Source organism: Methylomonas sp. Uni0011, from assembly GCF_056850255.1.
This window is the reverse complement of sequence record NZ_JBVVNO010000011.1, coordinates 45,069-62,976: the sequence shown is the minus strand read 5'-3', so window position 1 is coordinate 62,976 and position 17,908 is coordinate 45,069. Positions and strand designations below refer to the sequence as shown.

Annotated in this window: 19 protein-coding genes; 15 read left to right on the top strand and 4 right to left on the bottom strand. The window is 58.8% G+C overall.

The annotated features are described in order from the left end of the window. The 9 genes from clpX to AC0IM9_RS13505 all read left to right on the top strand — a co-directional run bounded on the left by clpX (position 1) and on the right by AC0IM9_RS13505 (position 7,897). Positions 1-1,302, top strand: coding sequence for an ATP-dependent Clp protease ATP-binding subunit ClpX (gene clpX, locus AC0IM9_RS13545; protein ID WP_482804353.1), 1,302 nt, complete (start codon positions 1-3; stop codon positions 1,300-1,302). A 300-nt stretch (positions 1,303-1,602) separates the two neighbouring features. Beyond that, the gene (locus AC0IM9_RS13540; protein ID WP_186289515.1) at positions 1,603-1,965 is read left to right on the top strand and encodes a hypothetical protein; all 363 of its coding nucleotides are present in this window, start codon (positions 1,603-1,605) and stop codon (positions 1,963-1,965) included. 36 nt (positions 1,966-2,001) lie between these two features. Further along, positions 2,002-2,619, top strand: coding sequence for a Grx4 family monothiol glutaredoxin (grxD, locus tag AC0IM9_RS13535; RefSeq protein ID WP_140911702.1), 618 nt, complete (start codon positions 2,002-2,004; stop codon positions 2,617-2,619). A 26-nt stretch (positions 2,620-2,645) separates the two neighbouring features. Then, positions 2,646-3,176: a flavodoxin gene (locus tag AC0IM9_RS13530; protein WP_278210820.1), complete on the top strand. Its 531-nt coding sequence runs from the start codon at positions 2,646-2,648 to the stop codon at positions 3,174-3,176. Positions 3,177-3,188: 12 nt separating this feature from the next. Continuing rightward, positions 3,189-3,632 carry a SoxR reducing system RseC family protein gene (locus tag AC0IM9_RS13525; protein WP_482804352.1) on the top strand — a complete coding sequence of 148 codons (444 nt, stop codon included), beginning with the start codon at positions 3,189-3,191 and terminating at the stop codon, positions 3,630-3,632. A 253-nt stretch (positions 3,633-3,885) separates the two neighbouring features. Then, on the top strand, positions 3,886-4,197 hold the full coding sequence (locus AC0IM9_RS13520) for a hypothetical protein (protein WP_140911705.1): 312 nt from the start codon (positions 3,886-3,888) through the stop codon (positions 4,195-4,197). Positions 4,198-4,353: 156 nt separating this feature from the next. Further along, positions 4,354-5,040, top strand: coding sequence for a molybdate ABC transporter permease subunit (modB, locus tag AC0IM9_RS13515; RefSeq protein ID WP_482804351.1), 687 nt, complete (start codon positions 4,354-4,356; stop codon positions 5,038-5,040). Next, positions 5,037-6,119, top strand: coding sequence for a molybdenum ABC transporter ATP-binding protein (modC, locus tag AC0IM9_RS13510; RefSeq protein ID WP_278210824.1), 1,083 nt, complete (start codon positions 5,037-5,039; stop codon positions 6,117-6,119). The genes modB and modC overlap by 4 nt, the downstream gene beginning before the upstream one ends. A gap of 101 nt (positions 6,120-6,220) precedes the next feature. Beyond that, positions 6,221-7,897 carry an FHA domain-containing protein gene (locus tag AC0IM9_RS13505; protein WP_482804350.1) on the top strand — a complete coding sequence of 559 codons (1,677 nt, stop codon included), beginning with the start codon at positions 6,221-6,223 and terminating at the stop codon, positions 7,895-7,897. Positions 7,898-7,937: 40 nt separating this feature from the next. Here the strand turns inward: AC0IM9_RS13505 and AC0IM9_RS13500 are convergent, their stop codons facing one another. From AC0IM9_RS13500 to AC0IM9_RS13485, 4 genes are all read right to left on the bottom strand, one after another. Then, entirely contained in the window at positions 7,938-8,792 is an 855-nt protein-coding gene (locus tag AC0IM9_RS13500; protein WP_278210827.1) for an SIR2 family protein, read from the bottom strand. Between the two features lie 234 nt (positions 8,793-9,026). Beyond that, positions 9,027-10,994, bottom strand: a complete 1,968-nt coding sequence (locus AC0IM9_RS13495; protein ID WP_482804349.1) for a methyl-accepting chemotaxis protein — start codon at positions 10,992-10,994, stop codon at positions 9,027-9,029. A 66-nt stretch (positions 10,995-11,060) separates the two neighbouring features. Further along, positions 11,061-11,336: a hypothetical protein gene (locus tag AC0IM9_RS13490; protein WP_140911711.1), complete on the bottom strand. Its 276-nt coding sequence runs from the start codon at positions 11,334-11,336 to the stop codon at positions 11,061-11,063. 399 nt (positions 11,337-11,735) lie between these two features. Beyond that, a complete protein-coding gene (locus AC0IM9_RS13485; protein WP_482804348.1) occupies positions 11,736-12,269 on the bottom strand; it encodes a hypothetical protein in 534 nt (177 codons plus the stop codon). Positions 12,270-12,406: 137 nt separating this feature from the next. Here AC0IM9_RS13485 and AC0IM9_RS13480 point away from each other — a divergent pair, with 137 nt between their 5' ends. From AC0IM9_RS13480 to AC0IM9_RS13455, 6 genes are all read left to right on the top strand, one after another. Then, positions 12,407-12,889 (top strand): YajQ family cyclic di-GMP-binding protein, encoded by a 483-nt coding sequence (locus AC0IM9_RS13480; RefSeq protein WP_482804347.1) that lies wholly within the window; start codon positions 12,407-12,409, stop codon positions 12,887-12,889. Between the two features lie 19 nt (positions 12,890-12,908). After that, on the top strand, positions 12,909-13,562 hold the full coding sequence (locus AC0IM9_RS13475) for a TlpA disulfide reductase family protein (RefSeq protein WP_482804346.1): 654 nt from the start codon (positions 12,909-12,911) through the stop codon (positions 13,560-13,562). A 49-nt stretch (positions 13,563-13,611) separates the two neighbouring features. Beyond that, positions 13,612-15,117, top strand: coding sequence for a helicase HerA-like domain-containing protein (locus AC0IM9_RS13470; protein ID WP_482804345.1), 1,506 nt, complete (start codon positions 13,612-13,614; stop codon positions 15,115-15,117). An 80-nt stretch (positions 15,118-15,197) separates the two neighbouring features. Beyond that, positions 15,198-15,572, top strand: a complete 375-nt coding sequence (locus tag AC0IM9_RS13465) for a VOC family protein (RefSeq protein ID WP_482804344.1) — start codon at positions 15,198-15,200, stop codon at positions 15,570-15,572. Between the two features lie 18 nt (positions 15,573-15,590). Next, positions 15,591-16,277: a helix-turn-helix transcriptional regulator gene (locus AC0IM9_RS13460; RefSeq protein WP_140911717.1), complete on the top strand. Its 687-nt coding sequence runs from the start codon at positions 15,591-15,593 to the stop codon at positions 16,275-16,277. A gap of 116 nt (positions 16,278-16,393) precedes the next feature. Continuing rightward, a complete protein-coding gene (locus tag AC0IM9_RS13455) occupies positions 16,394-17,812 on the top strand; it encodes a phosphomannomutase (RefSeq protein WP_482804343.1) in 1,419 nt (472 codons plus the stop codon). The last annotated feature ends 96 nt before the right edge of the window (positions 17,813-17,908 follow it).

The following is a 17,908-nucleotide window of genomic DNA, read 5'->3' as shown; positions in this document are numbered from 1 at the left end:
ATGACAAAAGAACCCAAACATTGCTCGTTTTGCGGTATTGAAGCGTCGGCCTCCGTGCCGATGATTGCCGGCACCGAAGGCTATATCTGCGAGGCCTGTGTGATGCTGGCCAGCCAGGTGGTGTCGAGTTGGGGCAAGAAGAAGGAACTGGCCGACATGCAGGGGCCGTTGCCGAAGCCGGCGGAAATGAAAGCCATGCTGGACCAGTATGTGATCGGCCAGGATTTGGCCAAGGAAATTCTGTCGGTGGCGGTTTACAACCATTACAAACGCCTGAAGCACGTCGGCAACAAAACCGGCGGCTTGGGTGAGGCCGACCAAAGCGTCGAAATCGGCAAATCCAACATTCTGATGATAGGCCCGTCCGGCACCGGCAAGACCTTGCTGGCCTCGACGCTGGCCAAGATCGTCGGCGTGCCGTTCGCGGTGGCCGACGCCACGACCTTGACCCAGGCCGGCTATGTCGGCGACGACGTCGAAAACATCCTGGTGCGGCTACTGGACGTGGCCGACGGCCAGATCAGCAGGGCCGAGTGGGGCATCGTCTATATCGACGAAGTGGACAAAATCGCCCGCAGCCCGGAACAGGCCTTCGGTACCCGCGACGTGTCCGGCGAAGGCGTGCAGCAAGCCTTGCTGCGCCTGGTCGAAGGCTCGCAGGTCAAAGTGCCGACCAAGGGCCGGCGCAAAGACCACAGCGGCAGCGATTCGGTGATGGTCGATACCAGCAATATTTTGTTCATTGCCGGCGGCGCCTTTCCGGGCTTGGAAAAACATGTCGAAAAACGCCTGCAGCCGCCGAAAACCGCGATCGGTTTCCATGCCGAAGTCAGCAACCCGGACGATAAACCGAGTCTGGAACAGATGTTGAATGCGACTCAGCCGGACGATTTGAAACGCTTCGGTCTGATTCCGGAATTCATCGGCCGTTTCCCGGTGCTGGCGCCGCTGGAGCCGCTGGATGTCGATGCCTTGATCCAAGTGCTGACCGAACCGAAAAACGCCCTGGTCAAGCAATACCAACAATTGTTCGCCTTTGACGAAGTCGATCTGGAGTTCACCCAGGACGCCCTGGTGGAAATCGCCGAAAAAGCCATCGCCCGCAACACCGGCGCCCGCGGCCTGCGCGGCATCATGGAACAAGTGCTGCGGAAAACCATGTTCGATTTACCGTCCCGCACCAACGTTCAGCGCTGCATCGTCAATGCCGAAGTGATTCGCGGCGAGGGCGAGATCCAAACGGTGGAGCGGGATGGCGTTACTGATTCCGCGGATTTGAAGCGGTTGTCGGGTGGGGAGTGAGTTGCCATTTTTGACATTTGCTTGAGGCCTCGCTGGCGCGAGGGATCGTTTAGAAGTCGGGTTTCGGCCCGACAGCCGAGTGACTTTTCTTTGCTTGGCCAAAGAAAAGTCACCAAAAGAAAGGCCACCCGGATGCCGCTTTGATCCTGCGCTCCGCAGTGTTTATCGAGGGCCGGCAGAACGGGCTTCCCAGCCCCGCCGCCGCCGCGCCGCATCCCTGCGGCGCCCCTTCGGGCTGTACTCGATAAACACTGCGGTGCTCGGCGCGGCATACGGGAATGAGTCGGTGTTGTTGGTGCGATGAGTTTGTTTTTAAGTATGTCGGGTTTAGCTTCCGGCGGAAGCCTTGATGAAACCATTTTAAATCAAAATGTTAGGCTTCTATGGGCTCAAATCGGTTTTGAAATGCGCGTTGGGGTTTCTCCCGTTTGCCGCGCCGAGCACCGGAGCTTTTGGACGGACCAGCCCGTTAGGGGCGCCGCAGGGAAGCGGCGCGTTGCCGAAGGGGCAGGAGCCCCTTTCGGCAACCCCGTTCAAAAGCGAGGAGCGCAGGGAATAAGCGGCATCCGGGCCGCCTTTCTTTTGGATACTTTTCTTTGGCGGAGCAAAGAAAAGTATCTCGCCTTCGGGTGCGAGAACCCGATTAAAACAGCTTCGCGGTAGCGAAACCATGTTCAATATTGAATTGCGGAACCCACTATGAGCGTCAAAGAAAAAATCCTAAAACAGCTCGCCGAGAACCCGGTGATTATTTATATGAAAGGCGTGCCCAGCGCGCCGGAGTGCGGGTTTTCCGCCAAGGCGGTGGGGATACTGAACGAAACCAAGATTCCTTACGCCTACGTCAACGTGCTGCAATCGCCGTTCATCCGCGAGAAATTGCCGTCGATTTCGCGCTGGCCGACTTTTCCGCAATTGTTCGTCAAAGGCGAGCTGGTCGGCGGGGCCGATATCGTCGAGGCGATGCATAAGGACGGCAGCCTGTTGCCGTTGCTGCAAACCGCCGTTCAGCCTGCCGCCGGAGCAGAACCGAGCCAAACCATCACTCATTCCGAAGTGGAGGCGCTGATTTTGGCCGAGTATCCGGGAGCAACCATCGGTATCGAAGGCGTCGGCTGCGATTTGAGTATCAGCGTGGTCAGCGAGGCTTTCGCCGGCCAAACCATGATCAAACAACACCAGGGGGTGATGGCGACGCTGAGCGAGCCGCTGGCGAACGGCCGGCTGCATGCCGTGACCTTGAAAACCCATACCCCGGCCGAATGGGCCGCACAACAACCGGCTGCCAACCCCGGTTTGTTGCAGATTCAGCTTTAATTTTTGGATAACACGGAGTAAGCACTATGGCAAAAGTAGGCATTTTCTTTGGCACAGATACCGGTAACACCCGCAAATTCGCAAAGGCGATCGCCACTAAATTGGGCGATGTCGCGGACAAACCGGTCAACATTAATAAAGCCAGCGTCGACGATCTGTTGGCCTACGATGTGTTGATCGTCGGCTCGCCGACCTATGGCGAGGGAGAATTGCCGGGCTTGAGCGCCGGCCATGATAACGAGAGTTGGGAAGAGTTCCTGCCAACCCTGGGTGGCGCCGACTTCTCCGGTAAAACCGTCGCCCTGTATGGGCTAGGCGACCAGGAAGGTTATCCCGGCCATTTCGTCGACGCGCTGGGCTTTTTGTACGACGCCTTTGCCGATGCCGGCGCCACCATCGTCGGCATGACCAGCCCGGAAGGTTACAACTTCAAAAAATCCAAGGCACTATTGGGCGATCAGTTTGTTGGTTTGGCTTTGGACGAAGACAACCAAAAGGAACTCAGCGAAGGTCGCTTGAACGCCTGGCTGGAATCGATCGCGTCGGCTTGGGCCTAGTTTGAGCTTGCCATGATCGAAGAAGCGGCCGTCGTCACCCGCATCGGCACAGACGGCCGAACCTGGATCAAAAGCCTGCAAAGCAGTGCCTGCAGCGGCTGTATGCAACAGCCGTCCTGCGGCACTGCGACGTTGGCGAAAGTCTTGCCTAAACGCGAATTTGCGGTCGATTCCGATATCGCGCTGCAAGCAGGAGACCGGGTCGTGGTTGCGATCGACAACGGCCATTTGTTGTTGACGTCTCTGGTTTTGTATTTGGCGCCGCTACTGTTAATGCTAAGCGGGGTTGGGTTGGCCCAGGCTTGGCTGCCTTCGTCGGACAACACCGAATATCTTCCCGAAATTGCCTTAATCAGCCTGCTAAGTGGTTTTGCGCTAATCCACCGTTGCCAGAATCTGTTATTGCTGCACCTGTGTTTCAAACCGCAAATCGTGAAAAAGCTGCCCGCCGCATGACGGCGCGGTTGTCGGATCGGCCACAATCTCCAGGTTTTGGTGTCGGCTTGTCGTAAATCTGCACTGAAATATTCCGCTAATCATTCCAGTCTCGCCGACAAATCCGCATTAGACCTTGTGTTTCGTAAGGTTATGTCCATGGCATTGATATTGCAGAGAAATCATCGAAAACCACTGGGCTTTCAAAAGGGCGACAGGCGAGTGCCAGCGCCTGCCGCCATTGTGTTTATGGCGATATCTTCGAGGTGATGAGATGAGCGAAGTTGTTCTGGTTGGTTTGATCATGGTGATCGTCGCGGCATGCGCCTTTGCACCGTTGGGTTGTTTTTTGTCGGCTTACGCCAAAGCGAAGCAGACCGACGCCGACAAGCCGTTTGCCGATAGCGGCAAGACTGCGCCGGTGGTGCCGGAGGATTCGATTCTGAGAAGGCATTTTCTCGCGCAATTGCAAAGCGAGATCGAAGCGGCTTTGTTTCCGCGGCCGACCGATTCGATGCTGCAACGCCACTACGATAGTCTGGTAGCGGCCAAGGTCGAGAGTCGGCTGCAGGCTTTGATCAAGTAACATACTGCAATCAGGCGCCGATGCCGGGAGATTGGCCAGCGATCCCGACATCGGCGCCGTTGTCGCCTTGCGCGACAGTCCGCCTTAACTATTTTCTGGCTTTGTTGCCTGTGATTTGGCGAGAATAAGCCCCATCCTGACTCGATTCTTTTACCAATGCCCGATTCTTCCGATTACGCCGCGCTGTGGCTGACTTTTAAGGTCGCCTGGCTTGCCACCTTACTGCTGTTGTTGGTCGGTACGCCATTGGCCTGGTGGCTGGCGCGTAGCCCTTCGCGGTGGAAGGGTGTCGTCAACAGTCTCGTTGCCTTGCCTTTAGTGTTGCCGCCCACCGTGCTGGGGTTTTACCTGTTGATATTGATGGGGCCGGCCGGCGTCGTCGGCAAATTCACCCAGTGGCTTGGATTCGGCACGTTGCCGTTCAGCTTCGGCGGCTTGGTCACGGCATCGGTGTTGTATTCGCTGCCGTTTGTGGTGCAGCCCTTGCAGAATACCTTTGTCGCCATCGGCAACGGTCCGTTGGAAGCCGCTGCGACTGCCGGCGCCGGACCGCTGGACCGGTTTTTCTCGGTGGCGTTGCCGCTGGCCAAATCGGGGTTCCTGACCGCCGGCATACTCGGCTTCACCCATACTGTCGGCGAATTCGGCGTGGTGCTGATGGTCGGCGGCAATATTCCGGATAAAACCCGAGTGGCGTCGGTACAGATCTACAATCATGTCGAGGCCCTGGAGTACGGCCAAGCCCATTGGCTGGCCGGCGGTTTGTTGATCTTTTCGTTTCTGGTGTTGTTGGTTTTGTACAGTACTAAACATACCCAGCCTTTGAGTCAGTCCGCCAAATGAACGCGTCCGAATTGATCGCTCGTTTCCAACTCAACTACGGCGGATTCGCGTTGGATGTGGACTTGAATTTGCCGGCGGCCGGCGTGACCGTGTTCTACGGCCATTCCGGGTCGGGCAAAACCACGTTGCTGCGCTGTATCGCCGGTTTGGAGCAGGCGCCGCAGGGTTATCTGCGTGTCGGCGATACCTTGTGGCAGGACAGCGAGCGTGGCCTGTTTCTGCCGACCCACCGGCGCAACCTGGGTTATGTGTTCCAGGATGCCAATTTGTTTCCGCATCTGAGCGTGCGCGGCAATCTGGATTATGCGGTCCGGCGCATGCGTTGCCGGGAAGGCAAAATTTCGCTGGAGCAGGCCATCGAATTATTGGCGATTGCGCCGTTGCTGGCGCGCATGCCGGGGCGCCTGTCCGGCGGCGAGCGGCAGCGGGTGGCGATCGCCCGCGCCTTGGCGGCCAGTCCGGATATCCTGTTGATGGACGAACCGCTCGCGGCATTGGACGAAGAACGCAAGCAGGAGTTTTTGCCCTATCTGACCGGCCTGCAGCAAAACCTGCGGATTCCGATTCTGTACGTCACCCATTCCCGGCACGAGGTCAATCGGCTGGCCGACCACTTGCTGGTGATGGCGGCCGGTAAAGCCGTGGCCTGCGGACCGCTGGCCGAGACATTGACCCGGCTGGACGGGCCGCTGGCCGCGGACCGGATGGCGGCCAGCGTCTGGCAGGGCCGGCTAGTGAGCCACGAAGCCGATTACCATCTCAGTCATGCCGAATTTGCCGGCGGCAATCTCAGTCTGCCCTACCTGGATGCCGCGCCGGGCAGCCCGGTACGGATCAGAATTTATGCGCGCGACGTCAGCATTGCGCTGCAACCGCCGCAGGCTTCCAGCATCTTGAATATATTGCCGGCCGAAGTACGCGCGGTCGCGGATCTGGGCCAGGGCCAAAGCGTTGTGCAATTGGCGGCCGGAGGCGAAATTCTGCTGTCCCACATCACCCAAAAATCGGCGGCGTTGTTGAACCTGCGACCGGGGATGCCGGTGTTTGCCCAGATCAAAGGCACCTCTATCGTCGGTTGACTCAGGATTGCGGCCGTTTTCGGCGTAGCGGGCGCTGTGTTGGCTGCAGAAATCGGCTACTCTTTGCCGGAATTTTCGACGACGGCGGTCACGAGGTAGCGATGGAAGAGGATAAAACCGTACTGATGAATGCGAAGCCGGGGGCCGCGCAGGCCGATTCGGACCGGACTTTGCTGGTCGGCGCCAGCAGGCTGGTCGTCAGTTTATTGGATGCTTCCGGCCGCGCCGTTGCCGATTTTACCTTTGCCAAGGATTTTCGCGTCGGCCGTTCCGCCGACAACGAGGTGGTGATCCAGGACCCCTCGGTCAGCCGGCACCATTGCGAAATCAAATTCAGCGGCGGCGCCTGGTGGCTGTGCGATATGAACAGCAGCCACGGCGTCTTTCTGGAGGGGCTGCGGGTTTCGGGCAAGCTCAAATTGGCTTTGCCGGCGACGGTCGGTTTCGGCCCGGCGGCGTTCGTTTTGAAACTCAGCGACCCCGCCGCCCAGCAAAAACCGATCTTGCCGCAACCCGGCGCCGCAGCAATCGCCCAAGTCGAGCCGCAACCGCAGCAGCATAGCCAATCCCGCCCGCAATTAACGCCCGAGCAAATCAAAAACCGGCTGTTGTCCGAGCAGGAGTCGGAAGACATGGGCGACTACACCCGGATGGTGCGCGGTTTCATCCGCGAGGACCGCACCGTCCGCACCAAAAGTTACAAAAAATGGATCTGGTCGCTGGCCGGATTGTTGGTGCTGGTGGCCGGTTTGGCGGTGTATCAGCGGTTTGCGCTGGACAACGCCCGGACGCTGGCGATCAACATGTTCTACGACATCAAAACGCTGGAAGTCAGCCTGTCGCAAGCCGATATTCGGCTGGAGCAAAGCGCGGAGACCTTGGCGCAAACCCTGGCCGCGGTCAACGACGAAAAGATGCGGGTGTCGCAGGAAAGGATCAAGGAAGAGCAATTGCGGATCCAACAGGAAAAGAAACGTCTGGCCGAAGAGCGCGAGCGCTTGAAAGCGATGAAAGTCAAATACCAGGTCTATCTGCAACAAATCGACTTTCTGCGGCTGAGTTTTCCGAGCGACGAGGAGTACGAGCGGGAACTGGTGACGCGGGTGGCGCGCGGTTTCGGCGAAAGCGAACTGGAGGTGCCGGAAGAGTTCGTCGCCAAGGTCAAGCAGTACATCGACAACTGGAAAAACAGTTCCCGCCTGCAATTGGCGATTCGTAACCTGGAAGCCAACCAATATGCGCCTATCGTGCTGAGCGAACTGGAAAAAGAAGGCTTGCCGGCTTACTTCCTCTATCTGCCGCTACAGGAAAGCAATTACGACAGCAAAGCCGTCGGTCCGGAAACCCGCTTCGGCATCGCCAAGGGCGCCTGGCAGTTTCTGGCGACCACCGGCCAGGATTACGGCTTGGCGCCGGGGCCGTTGGCCAATACCCGCGATTACGACGAGCAGGACGCCCGTTTCGATTTCAACCAGGCAACCCGCGCCGGTGCCAAGTACTTGAAGTACATCTACGGCACCCAGGCCCAGGCTTCCGGCTTGTTGGTGATGGCCAGTTATAACTACGGCCACAACAAAGTGCGCAGCATGGTGGAAAACATGCCGGACAATCCGCGCGACAAGAACTTCTGGAAATTCATCCAGCAATACGAGATTCCGGCCGAGACTTACGATTATGTGTTTTACATCGTCTCCGCGGCCGTGATCGGCGAAGACCCGAAACATTTCGGCTTCGATTTCAAACCGCCGTTGCTGGCGGCGATGCCGGTACCGGGCTAGCGGCGGCGCTCGATCCGCGCCGCCAGCGCCGAATCGGCGATCAGGCGGCGACGGCCGCGGCTTGCACCGATTGCAGGAAGTCTTGGACGTCGGCGTTGATCAGTTCGAAGCCCATCCGTTCGCTGAAACGTTTTTCCTTATCGGTCGGATTTTTGCGCAAAAACCAGCCTTTCGGCTCGGTCGCACCGTAAACGATGTCGCTCATCACCATCCGCTCCGAGTCGCGGTTCAACGGTAAACCGATCAGCAGGTACTTTTTGCCTTTGCGGTATTCCTTCAGAAAATCCGGAATCGCAAAGCCGCCCATCAATTCGGTAATGTAATCAACGTAATCGGCATCCGAGGCGATATAGTTGGCTTCCGGTTTCGGTGTGCCCATCGGCTTGAACAGGACCGGCAGGTTTTTGTCGACTTGCTCCTGGCTGACCTCGAAATAGCCGCTGCCGTCGTAGTGGTAAATTCTGAAACGGAACGCGGTACCGACGATGCGGGCAACGCCGACGATCAGAGTGTGTTCCTCGTCGGCGTAACTGTCCTGTAACTGGGTGTCGCGGTTGATATCGACCACGTACTTCGGCCGCCATTCCTGCAGCCAATCGTGCAGCGCGGCGCGGGTGTATTGCGCCTCGCCGTAGGTTTTATTCAGAAATTGAGTCAGAAAGTTGCGGCCGCGTTTCAATTCCTGGTTCATTGCGGCCCGCGGAAATTCGTACATCAGCTTGGGAGCCATCGGCTTGCCGCCGTTCATTGCCAGAATCAGGCTGTCGCTGTCGGCCGGCATCGGCTCGCGGGTCAGCTTGTTTTGAGCGTCGAACAACACGCCCGGCCCCAGGTACGGGATGACTTGGTTGTCGTACAAGCCGCTTAAAATTTCGGAAAACACACTGTTGGACATGTCGCGCCCCATCAAGGATAGTAAAGGATACTGGGGGAAAGCAAAATTCAATCCAATTTTTCCGGTTTGGCGGCAGGCCTTGTCCGCCGCGGCTTTCCGCTGCTATCGGCCAGGAAGGCTACGGCAACAACCGCATAAATTTCAGTGAATTTGTCGGACATGCGACAAATCCGGTTTGAGGAAATCGTTGTGGCCGGCAAAGCCGGTGGCGGCCGTTCGGGCCGCCGGATGCGCTCAACCGATACTGAACTGCGCAATTAAATCGCGCAAATTGCGGTTGATGCCGGTGATGGCCGATGCGCTGGCTTTGTTGTTTTGGGCTTCGCGGCTGGTTTGCCGGGCCAATTCCGCGGTCTGGTTGAAACTGGAGGCGATACGTTCGCTGGCTTGGGATTGTTGTAGCGAGGTCTCGGCGATGATTCGGCTTTGTTGCAATAGGCTGGCTACCGAGTCTTTGATGCCGGCAAAAACCTGACCGACTTGTTCGACGGCTGCGGCGGTATTTTTGGCGGCGCTTTGTTGGCCGTCCATCAAGTCCACCGTGTCGGCGGTCGCGGCATTCAGCTTCTCGACCAAGGTGCGGATTTGCCCGGCCGAAACCGCCGTTTGCGCCGCCAGCTTGCGCACTTCGTCGGCCACCACCGCGAAGCCTCGGCCGTGCTGGCCGGCTCTGGCCGCCTCGATAGCCGCATTCAAGGCCAGCAGATTGATTTGTTCGTTAAAACCTTGAATCACATCCAGCACGTTGCCGATGCCCGCCGCATCGCGTTGCAAGCGCTCCAATGCGCGGCCGGTGGCTTCGTTGCAGCGGTCCAGCGTGTCGATTTGCTCACGGGTATGTTTCATCGTGGACAGGCCGCGGTCGATCAAATCCCGCGCCGACGCCGTCACGCTTTGCGAATGGGCGGCATGGTCGGCAACGCTGGCAAACGAACGGTGTAGTTCGGTCATCTGGCGGGCGCCGTTCTCGGTGGCGAGGCGTTGGTCGGCGATAATGGTTTCCAGGCTTGCGGCAACCTGCAGGATATTCTGGCCGTGCCGGTTTAGCTCGGACGATTCCCGGTTGATGTTGCGGATTAGCCGTTCGAAGTAATCGTGCAGTTTCAGCAGCGAATCTTTCAGCAGGTTTATCTCGGCGATCCGGCTGCTTAAGTCGACCGAGCCGCGCAGATTGCCGTTGGCCAAACGGTCGACATGGCCGCTGATATAGCCGATAACTTCGGCAAGATGGCGTTTCAGATAAATCATCAAGCCGCTGATTGCGACCAGCACGGCGGTACATAAACCGACGATTCCGTACAGTACCCGCTCGTAGACTTGGTATTCGGCGGAAATTTCGCTGCGTAATCCGTCCAGGCGTTGCTGCAGCGCATGCATTTGCTGTTCCGCCTGGTCCTGCCCGGCTTTTTTCTGGGCGATCAACTGGCTGGCGTTGGTCAGTTCTTTGTCGTAACGCTTCGCCAGTGCGGCGATTTCGGCCACCGGTTCGGCGGCGAAATCCTCCGCCGGCCGGTCTGTTCCGGCCAGCGCCAAGCCGAAATCGGGTTCATCGGCAGCTTGCGGCTTCAATAAACCCAGCAACGGCAGGTGTTGGATGCGTTCCGTTACGGCGATGAGCTGCTGCAGATAGTGGTGCACGTTGTCCGGCGAACCGTTGCCGCGGGAAGCAAAATAACTTTGCCTAGCTCGGGACAGCGACAGCAAAGCGGTTTGCGCCTGGCTGAGCGTCACCCAGTAAAGCTGTTTGGTGTGGTTTTCGGCCGGCGCCCGCTCGGCGTAATCGAGCAAGGTTTGCAGATGGCCGGCGAGCTGTTGTTCGTTATTGATCAATAGCAGTTGCGGGTCGGCCAGCTTGCCGGCGGCGGCCAATTCGGCGATCACCGATTCCTGCACGTTGCGGAGCAGGTCAAGAAGCGGCGTTTTCAGATGGGCGGCGATTGTTGGGTTGGCTTCGACATCGTTAACGGTCTGGCGGACGTTGTGGTCTATCGCGGTCAGCAGCGTGGCGTCGCCGGTAGACAAATAGGCAAAGATCGGCTGGCTGACCTGCAGGTAAAAGCCGTTTTGCTGTTGTCCGAAATATTCGACGGTCGAAAACGCCTGGTTTAAGTGGCGCAACGCGGACACTACGGCAATGGTGAAACCGCTGAGCGTAAGGATTAACAGTAGGCTGACGATCTTGGTAATTCGGCTGATGTTCATGGGCGAAAATAGCAATCGGTAATTTGGAAAATACTTGGCGGTTTAACGGACAGCAGCCGGCCTAACTTAGGCGTTGAAAGGCGCTGGTTTTGCCCCTAAACAGCAATGGCTGGATAGTGCGGGTCGTTGATTTGCCCGATTTGAGCGACTCTGGTGGCGATGCTGATATTGGCCGTCGATTGTTGGCAGAGTCGGGTGACATGGGCGTTTGTCTGTGCCCTTCCGGACCTTAGGTTTGAATCGATGCGCCGGATAACGGCCGATGGAATCCCTAACGGCAAAACCGCCAATTACCGCCACAAAAATCACCGGCGAGCTGGCCTTGGTGTCGATGTCCTTCATCGTTTCTGACTCCTGGTATGGTTAAGGCGCGGTGAGTTCGCGCGGCGGATGTTAAAACGGAATTGCGACAACTTTGTTACAGATTCGGGCCGGCGCTATTTCGATGGATAAATTGCCGGCTAGCCGGCAATTTCGGCAAGAAATTCGCCATGCGGGGTCGGGGGGGGCCGCGAATTCTGGCGTGAGGGCTAGGGAAATATTGCTGCCGACTCGGAATGCCGAAAGTTCGGCGGCGGGATCAATTTGGCGGGATTGTCAGGGATTGTTTCTGATTAGATACACGGGCGGCATGCGCTGAACGCGCCGCCCCGGTGGGGGGGCGACGACTGCCGGTTGAACCGGTTGAGCCCCGATCTCGGTCTAGTGAGCGTTACTGCGAAATTGTTGTCGGATTTTCTGTTAATGCCAACCGCCGTACTGGGTGGTCGGGTCGCCGCGGAAGCCGGAGGTGGTCTTGTTGGCGTCGGGCACGTGCGCGGTTTCTTCAGCCGCTCTGACCATGTTGCCATGGCTGTAGCCGCCCATGGCCTTGGCCTGTTTGGCGATGGCGGTCGTGGTCGGGTTGATGTCGTATTTGCCGGAGTCGGGATGGATGATGACGCTGACCAGTTCGTCGGTGCCCGCGCCGTAACTCAAAATCAGCGGCAACGGCGTATTGGCCGGCACTGGTATCTCGAACCGCGGGCTGTTGTTCAATTCGGTGCTGGCGATCAATTTGCCCGCTTCGGAGCGCAATTTGACCTCGCCGGATTTGATCGGACCACTGTTGTTGCTGACCGCACCGGTCAGGCTGGCCGCCCGTAAAACTTGGGTGCCGGCCGGCTTGGCGACGATGGTCTTGGGTTGCTCCTGGCCGCAGCCGGCCAGCAAAGCGCCGCTCAACAGCGCCAGCGCCGCGACCGGAAAAATCAGGTGTTTGGGGTGTGTTTTCATGGGGTTCTCCTCCGTTGCCGGCTAAAGATACCCGTTTCGCCGATGGCCGACAAGGCCGCGCCCTTGCTCAGATTGCAGTTGAATAATGCCGGTAACGCCGTTATATTGCCTGGCTTTTATACTTGTAAATCAATGCTATGCCATCATTCGACATCGTTTCCGAACTCGATAGCCACGAAGTGACCAACGCCGTGGATCAAGCCAACAAGGAAGTCTCGACCCGTTTCGACTTCAAGGGCTCCAATGCCAATTTCGAACAGACCGACGACGGCATTATGATGAAAGCCGAATCGACCTTCCAATTGCAGCAAATGCTGCCGATTCTGTACGCCAAGATGAGCAAGCGCGGCATCGACATTTCGGCGCTGGAGAGCGGAAAAATCACCGATACCGGCAAGACCGCCAACCAAACCATTGCCCTGAAGCAAGGCATCGGCAGCGATCTGGCAAAGAAAATCGTCAAGCTGATCAAAGACAAGAAAATGAAAGTGCAGGCCGCGATCAACGGCGACAAGGTGCGCGTGACCGGCAAGAAAAGGGACGATCTGCAGGAAGTGATCCAAATGCTGCGCACTGAGGATCTGGAACAACCGCTGCAATTCAACAATTTCCGGGATTGATCCCGGCCGGCAGACCCTGATGGAAGCGCGCATCGGCCATCCGGCACCGCCGCTGGTAATCGGCGAATGGCTGCAAGGTCGGCCGACGCCACTGGCGGACCTGGCCGGACGCGTGGTGCTGGTGGCGGTATTCCAGGTCAATTGCCCCGGCTGCTTTTTGCATTGCCTGCCGCGGGTCGAGGATTTGCATTGGCGCTACCAGGATCGCGGCTTGACCGTGTTGGGCCTGGCCACTGCGTTCGAGGATTTCGATAAAAACACGGTCGACAATTTACGTTTGTTGCTGGACAGCGGCCGCGTGATCGGCGAAACCGAAAAGCTGCTGAAGCAGCATGCGTTTCTCAAAGGCGAGCGGCTGCCGTATTCCTTGAGTTTTCCAGTGGCGATGGATCGGCTGGTGCCGCAATCGGCGGATAATCTCGAAGTCGAGATCGACGCGTTCGTCGCCCGACAGTTGCCGGATTTCGAGAGTCGCCCGCCGGTGGAACGCCAAGCCATCCGCGCCCGGCTGCGGACCTATTTCGCGCAACGGCCGTTCCGTCCGGAAACCTTCGAGCGCTATCGGCTGCAAGGCACGCCGTCGTATCTGTTGATCGATAGGGCCGGCATCCTGCGTGCGAGCCGCTTCGGTGCCTACGACGAGCTGGAAACCGATTTGACCGGCCTGCTCTAAAACTCGCCGGCGTTGGCCGGCTTTTTCCAACCCCCCAAGGATATTTTCGATGACCGAACCGCTGCTGATCGCCAAATCCGCCACCGCCGAGTTGCACTTGTTGCCGGCCATGGCCAATCGCCACGGCTTGATTGCCGGCGCCACCGGCACCGGCAAGACCATTACCTTGCAAACGCTGGCCGAGGCTTTTTCCGAGATCGGCGTGCCGGTATTCATGGCCGACGTCAAAGGCGATCTGTCCGGGCTGAGCCGGCCGGGCGGCGGCAATGCCAAAGTCGACGCGCGTCTGGCCGAATTGGGTTTGCCGGAACTGCAGCCGGCGGCCGCGCCGGTGTTGTTTTGGGACGTGTTCGGCGAGAAAGGCCATCCGTTGCGTTCGACGGTGTCGGAGATGGGGCCGTTGCTACTGGCGCGGATGCTGAATCTGAACGAGGTGCAGAGCGGTGTGTTGACCGCCGCCTTCAAAATCGCCGACGACAACGGCTGGCTGCTGCTGGATTTGAAAGACCTGAAAACAATGTTGCAGTACGCCTCTGAACATGCGTCCGAGCTGGCCGGAGAGTACGGCAGTATCTCGGCGGCCAGCGTCGGCGCAATTCAGCGCGGCTTGCTGCAATTGGAACACGAAGGCGGCGAAAAACTGTTCGGCGAGCCGGCGCTGGATTTCAACGATCTGCTGCAAACCGAAGGCGGCCGCGGCGTAATCAATATCCTGGCCGCCGATACCCTCTACAACTCGCCGCGGGTTTACGCCACGATGTTGCTGTGGCTGCTGTCGGAGTTGTTCGAAAACCTGCCGGAAGCCGGCGATCTGGACAAGCCGAAGCTGGTGTTTTTCTTCGACGAGGCGCATTTGCTGTTCAACGATGCCCCGGCGGCCTTGCTGCAAAAAATCGAACAGGTGGTGCGCCTGATCCGCTCCAAAGGCGTCGGTGTTTATTTCGTCAGCCAGAATCCGCTGGATATTCCGGACGTGATTCTGGGCCAGCTCGGCAACCGGGTGCAGCATGCGTTGCGGGCCTTCACGCCGCGCGACCAAAAGGCGGTCAAGGCCGCTGCCGAAACCTTCAGAAGTAATCCCAAGTTGGACGTCACCGCGGCGATCGGCGAACTGGGCGTCGGCGAAGCGTTGGTATCGTTTCTGGAAGCCAAAGGCACACCGGCTATCGTCGAGCGGGCCCTGATCAAACCGCCGAGGTCGCGGATCGGGCCGGCCAGTGACGCCGAGCGGCGGGAGACGATAGCGAACTCGGTGATCGCCGGCCATTACGAAAAACAGGTCGACAGGGAATCGGCTTACGAGATTCTGAAAGGCCGCGCCGAGCAAGCCGGGCCGGCCGGAAGTGGCGATACCGGCGGCAGCGGTTTCGATTGGGGCGAGGTGTTGATGGGCGGCGGGGCCGGTAAATCGACTTCCCGCCGCGGCCGACGAAGTTCGGCCGAAACCGTGCTGGAGGCTGCAGCTAAAAGCGCGGCGCGCAGCATCGGCCAGGAAGTCGGCAAGCAAATCATTCGCGGCGTTTTAGGTTCTTTGTTGGGCGGACGCCGCCGCTAGCGGCAAACATTGCTGACACCACGCTGTCAGGAGGGCTGTTTTAGGATGGCGGCTCTTTTAAACCAATGGAGGAATCCACCATGAATCAAAATATCGCAACCTGGTTCGAATTGCCTGCAACCGACCTCGGCCGCGCCCAGGATTTTTACCGTAGCGTCTTGGATACCAGTTTCAAGCTGGAGGACATGAGCGACATGCAATTGGCGATTTTCGAAGCCGAAGACGGCGCGGTCAGCGGCATGTTGGTGAAAAACGAGCACTATCAACCTTCGGCAACCGGAGCCGTGGTGTATTTCAACAGCGGCGAAGATCTGAGCCAACCTTTGGCTAAAGTCGAAGCTGCCGGCGGCAAGGTCTTGATGCCGAAAACGCCGATCCACGACGGCGAATGCGGTTACTTCGCGCTGGTGCTGGACAGCGAGGGCAATCGAGTCGGCCTCTACTCGCCGGCATAGTCCGAAGCGGCAGCCACGATGCGCAGAGCCGACCGTCTGTTTCAGATCGTGCAGATTCTGCGTAACCGGCGGCTGGTGACGGCCAAGGCGCTGGCCGAGCGGCTGGAAGTGTCGGAACGCACCATTTACCGGGACATCCAGGTGTTGAGCTTGTCCGGGATTCCGATCGAAGGCGAAGCCGGCGTCGGTTATGCCTTGCGTCACAGTCTGGATATTCCGCCGTTGATGTTCAGCGCCGCCGAACTGGAGGCGCTGGTGGTCGGCGCCCGCATGGTCAAAACCTGGGCCGGTACCGAACTGGGTCGGTCGGCGCAGTCGGTGTTGGACAAGGTCACGGCGGTGGTGCCGGCCGAATTGCGCGACCGTTTGGACCGTTCCAAATTGTTCGCGCTGCGGTTTTCGCCGCGCGAAGATTTGGACGTCACGATGGACATTTGCCGCCAAGCCTTGGACGCCAAGCGCGTGCTGCATCTGGATTACCGCCGCGGCGACGGCGAATTCAGTCAGCGCCGGATCCGGCCGCTGGGGCTGTATTTCTGGGGCAACGTCTGGACCCTGGTCGGCTGGTGCGAGTTGCGCGGCGATTTTCGCAACTTCCGCTTGGATCGTATCGAGCGCGCGCTGGTGCTGGACGAAGCCTTCAGCGAAGACCCCGGCCAGACTTTACAAGACTTTATCCGCAGCATGCATTGCACACCGCAATGATTTTGTAGCCGCCGGCAAGAATCGGTTTGCCGAATTCCGGCTTTTATCTATCATGGCAGATTAAGCGGCCGGTGCGGCCGCCATTTTCCTTCACCGTTTCAACCATTATCCCTACCATGACGACAATCAACATCCAACAAATGATGGCCGACAGCGGCGTTGCGTTCGGCACCAGCGGTGCGCGCGGCCTGGTCAGCCAGATGAGCGGCGAGGTCTGCGCCGCTTACACCTTGGCGTTTATTCAAGGCTTGAATCTCGCCCGCCGCGGCCAGCGCATTGCCTTGGGCATGGATCTGAGGCCGTCCAGCCCGGAGATTGCCCAAGCCTGCGTCGCCGGTATCCGCCAGTCCGGTTGCGAGGTGGATTTTTGCGGGGTGTTGCCGACCCCGGCGCTGGCTCTGTACGCGCTGGCGGAAGGCATTCCGGCGATCATGGTCACCGGCAGCCATATTCCGTTCGACCGCAACGGCATCAAGTTTTATCGGGCCGACGGCGAAATCAGCAAGGCCGACGAGGCGGCGATGACCGGTGCGACGGTCGAAGTGGAAGCGGTGGCTGCCGAATTGCCGGCCGTCAATCCGGCGGCATTGGACCAGTATCGGCAGCGCTACACCAAACTGTTTGCTAGAGATTTGCTGACCGGCTGGCGGGTGGGTGTTTACGAACATTCCAGCGCCGCCCGCGATGTGTTGAAAGAGGTGCTGGCCGAACTGGGCGCCGAGGTGATTGGTTTGGAGCGTACCGATACCTTCGTGCCGATCGATACCGAAGCGGTCGGCGAAGCGGACAGGCAGCGCGGCCGCGACTGGGCGACGCAATATCAACTCGACGCTTTGATTTCCACCGACGGCGACGGCGACCGGCCGCTGATCGGCGACGAGCACGGCGAATGGCTGCGCGGCGACATCGTCGGCTTGCTGTGCGCCAAATTCCTGGGCGCCGATACTGTCGTCACACCGGTCAGTTGCAATACCGCGATCGAAGCGTCGGGCTGGTTCAAGCAAGTGATACGCACCCGGATCGGTTCGCCCTACGTGATCGCCGGCATGGAGCAGGTCGCGGCGGGCGGCGTGGCGGGTTTCGAAGCGAACGGCGGCTTTTTGGCCGGCAACGGTCTGAGCGTCGACGCCAAACCCTTGGCCGCGTTGCCGACTCGCGATTCGCTGCTGCCGGCGTTGGCACTATTGGCGATGGCGCGCGGGCAGGGCGGCAAATTGTCCGGTCTGCTGCAAGGCTTGCCGCAACGTTTTACCGCCAGCGATCGGATTCAGGATTTTCCGGCGGCCAACAGCCGAGCGCTACTGGACCGCTTGCAAGCCGACGACACCGCCTATCGCGGCCTGTGGGGTGATAGCTTGGGCGCGCCGGTGCACAGCGATGTCACCGATGGTCTGCGCCTGACCTTCGCTAGCGGCGACATCGTCCATTTGCGGCCTTCCGGCAATGCCCCGGAATTGCGTTGCTACGCCGAGGCCGACGACATGCAGCGGGCGCAAAGGTTGGTGGCGGAAACCTTGCGGCGGATTGCCGGCTGAATCCCGGTCTATCGTCAATATCGCCTCGGTTAATTTGTGGTTAAGTTTCCATGGGATATCGTAGACCCGCGATAACACATAACACCAAGGAGACAA